Genomic DNA, 3,173 nt, shown 5'->3' on the forward strand with positions numbered 1-3,173 from the left:
GGCGTGGAAAACCTGCAGGCAACGTTGCGCGCCTGTTCCGATCTGGAACAACAGGCTTCGCGGTTGAAGCAACTGGTCGGCAGTTTCCGCATCTAGCGTCTGCACGCCCCTCATCGCCAGCAGGCTGGCTCACACATGGGAGCTGCGTTATCGCAAATCCCTGTGGAAACCCGCCTGCCAGCGATTACGGACCGCAAAACACGGCAAAACTTCACTAACCGCCCCACCGCGCAATCCCGACCGAACATCTATTCTTGATAAAGGTCAACCAAGGGAGTACCACGCAGCGGAGGGACAGTCACCGTGCACATCGCCGACATCACCATGTTCTACGCCCCGGCCAGCGGCGGCGTGCGGACTTATCTGGATGCCAAACACCGCCGGCTGGGCGTTAAACCTGCAACTCGCCACAGCCTGCTGATCCCTGGCGCCCACTTCAGTGAACACGATGGTGTTTACACGGTTCCCGCCCCCGCTCTGCCCTTTGGCAAAGGCTATCGTTTCCCGGTGCGGCTCGCGCCGTGGCGCAACGTCTTGCAGGATTTGCAGCCCGATCTGATCGAAGTGGGCGATCCGTATCTGACCGCCTGGGCTGCCCTTGATGCGCGGCGGCAACTGGATGTGCCGGTGATCGGCTTTTATCACTCGGACCTGCCACTGCTGGTCAGCAACCGCATGGGCCATTGGGTCACGCCGAATATCGAAGCCTATGTCACCCGGCTCTATGGCAACTTCGACCGGGTCCTGGCGCCGAGTCAGGTGATGGCCGACAAACTCATCGGCCTTGGGGTGCGCAATGTGTTCGTGCAACCGCTGGGCGTCGATTTGCAAACCTTCCATCCTGACGCCCGTGCCCCCGGACTGCGCGCAGAACTGGGCATCGGTGAGGACACACGCCTGTTGATCTTCGCCGGGCGCGGCTCGAAAGAAAAAAACCTGCCGATCCTGCTCAAATGCATGCAGCGCCTGGGCCCACGCTATCACTTGTTGCTGGTCGGCTCGTCAATGCCCGCCGGGGTGCCAGACAACGTCAGCGTGATCGACAGCTTCTGCCCGGCGGCGACCGTCGCGCGCCTGATGGCTAGCGCCGATACGCTGTTGCATGCCGGCGATCAGGAAACCTTCGGTCTGGTGATCCTTGAAGCCATGGCCTGTGGCATTCCGGTGGTGGCCGTGGCGGCCGGCGCTTTCACAGAGATCGTCAGCGAATCCTGCGGCCTGCTCTGTGCACCGAATAACCCGCAAGCCATGGCCAATGCCGTGCGCGAGCTGTTCAGTCGCGGCGCTGAAAAGCTCGGTCAGCAGGCACGCCAGCATGCAGAGCGGCATTACGCCTGGGACACGGTGGTCGACAGCCTGCTCGGCCACTATCACGCCGTGCTCGGCCACGCGCTGCCCAAGGTTGCCAATGGCTGAGCCACTGAATCGTCCCGCCGTGTTACTGGTGCTGCACGACGTGGCACCGCAAACATGGGCGGATTACCAAGCGTTTGTCGAAGCCGTCGACGCCATGGGCGACGTGCCGATGACTTGGCTGGTCGTGCCGGATTTTCACCGCCGTAACGCGCTCGACGCCCATCCGGGGTTTTGTCGCTTGCTCAGCGAACGCGTTGCCCGTGGCGATGAACTGGCCCTGCACGGCTATTTCCATGACGACCAGGAACCCGGCCCGAGCACGCCGCGCGACTGGTTCATGCGTCGTCTCTACACCCATGAGGGCGAGTTCTATCAGTTGCCACACGAGGCCGCCCTCGCCCGCCTGCGTGCCGGCATTGCAACGTTCCAACGCCACGATTGGCCGCTGCACGGTTTTGTCGCCCCGGCGTGGCTGATGAGCGACGGCACCCGTCAGGCCTTGCGCGAATTGCCGCTGAGCTACACCAGTGATCCGCAACATCTCTATCGGTTGCCGGATTTCACCCCCATCGCTGCCCCGGGGCTGGTCTGGAGCGCGCGCAGTGCCTGGCGTCGGGGCGTGTCAAAAATAGTCAGTGCCCAGCGCGAACAGCGCTGGCGCCAGGCACCGGTGATTCGTCTAGGCTTGCACCCGGAGGACATGCGCCACCCCTTCTCTCGGGATTACTGGCTGCACACCCTTGAACGACTGCTGGCTGAAGGACGAGTGCCAATGACCAAGATCGACTGGCTGACGCAACAGCGCCAGTGCCTGGAGCACGCCGCATGAGCCGCGGCATTCTGTTGTTGATCGGCTTGCTCGCGGCGGTGCTGATCCCTGTCGTGCTTGGCGGCAGCGACACCTGGGCGCGCCTGCAAAGCTTTCCGCTGAACTGGTTGCTGATCATGTTCGGCATGATTCTGCTGTGCTGGGGGATCAACACCCTGCGCCTGAGGCTGTTGCTCGGCGATCAACGGGAGCGCGTCACACCGCTGAAGAGTCTGGGGGTGGTGATGGCCGCCGAATTCGCCTACTGCGCCACCCCCGGCGGCAGCGGCGGACCGCTGACGATCATGGCGCTGCTGGCCCGCTGCGGGGTGCGCCCGGCCCGTGGCAGCGCGGTGTTTGCCATGGATCAGTTGAGCGACTTGCTGTTCTTTCTCTGCGCCCTGAGCGCGATTCTGATCTACGCGTTGTTTCAGCACCTCAGCGATCGCCTGGAGTGGCTGCTGATCGTCAGCGCGGTTTCCCTGTTCGGCGGCCTGCTCAGTTGCGTCGTCCTGGCGCGCTACCATCGCCGCTTGATTCGCCTGAGCGGACGCCTGCTCGCCGGCATGAATGTCCAGCACCGTACGCGCCGGCGCTGGGCGCGCAAACTCCTGCACTTTCTCGCGGCGTTCATCGACACGCTGAAACTGCCGACACAGACCTTGATCAAGGTTTTTGCCCTGACCTGTGTGCATTGGCTGCTGCGCTACAGCGTGCTGTATCTGGCCCTGCGCGGGCTGGGCGCGGACCTGCAGTGGGCGTGGAGCTTTCTGGTACAGATGCTGTCGCTGGGTGCCGGGCAGTTCAGCCTGTTACCCGGCGGCGCGGGCGCTGCGGAGTTGACCTCGGCGGCACTGTTGACGCCCATGGTCGGCAAATCCACCGCCGCGGCAGCGATCCTGATCTGGCGAATGGTGACGTATTACTTCTATTTGCTGGTGGGTGGGCCGGTGTTTCTGTTGATGTTGGGGCGGCCGCTGTTGCGCAAGTTGATGAAGGTGTCGCAGAC

At 63.2% G+C, this 3,173-nt stretch carries 4 protein-coding genes; all 4 read left to right on the forward strand.

All coding sequences use genetic code 11. The annotated features are described in order from the left end of the window. Positions 1-96: hypothetical protein (locus DBR24_RS34970; protein ID WP_371921373.1), on the forward strand; the 96-nt coding region annotated here is incomplete at its 5' end. A gap of 207 nt (positions 97-303) precedes the next feature. Next, the gene (locus DBR24_RS27340; RefSeq protein ID WP_128616274.1) at positions 304-1,416 is read left to right on the forward strand and encodes a glycosyltransferase family 1 protein; all 1,113 of its coding nucleotides are present in this window, start codon (positions 304-306) and stop codon (positions 1,414-1,416) included. Then, on the forward strand, positions 1,409-2,185 hold the full coding sequence (locus DBR24_RS27345) for a DUF2334 domain-containing protein (protein WP_128616275.1): 777 nt from the start codon (positions 1,409-1,411) through the stop codon (positions 2,183-2,185). The genes DBR24_RS27340 and DBR24_RS27345 overlap by 8 nt, the downstream gene beginning before the upstream one ends. Beyond that, the coding region (locus tag DBR24_RS27350) for a lysylphosphatidylglycerol synthase transmembrane domain-containing protein (protein WP_146189133.1) at positions 2,182-3,173 on the forward strand (992 nt) is incomplete at its 3' end. The genes DBR24_RS27345 and DBR24_RS27350, both read left to right, overlap by 4 nt.

Source organism: Pseudomonas sp. HMWF006, assembly GCF_003061205.1.
Classification (GTDB): Bacteria; Pseudomonadota; Gammaproteobacteria; order Pseudomonadales; family Pseudomonadaceae; genus Aquipseudomonas; species Aquipseudomonas monsensis.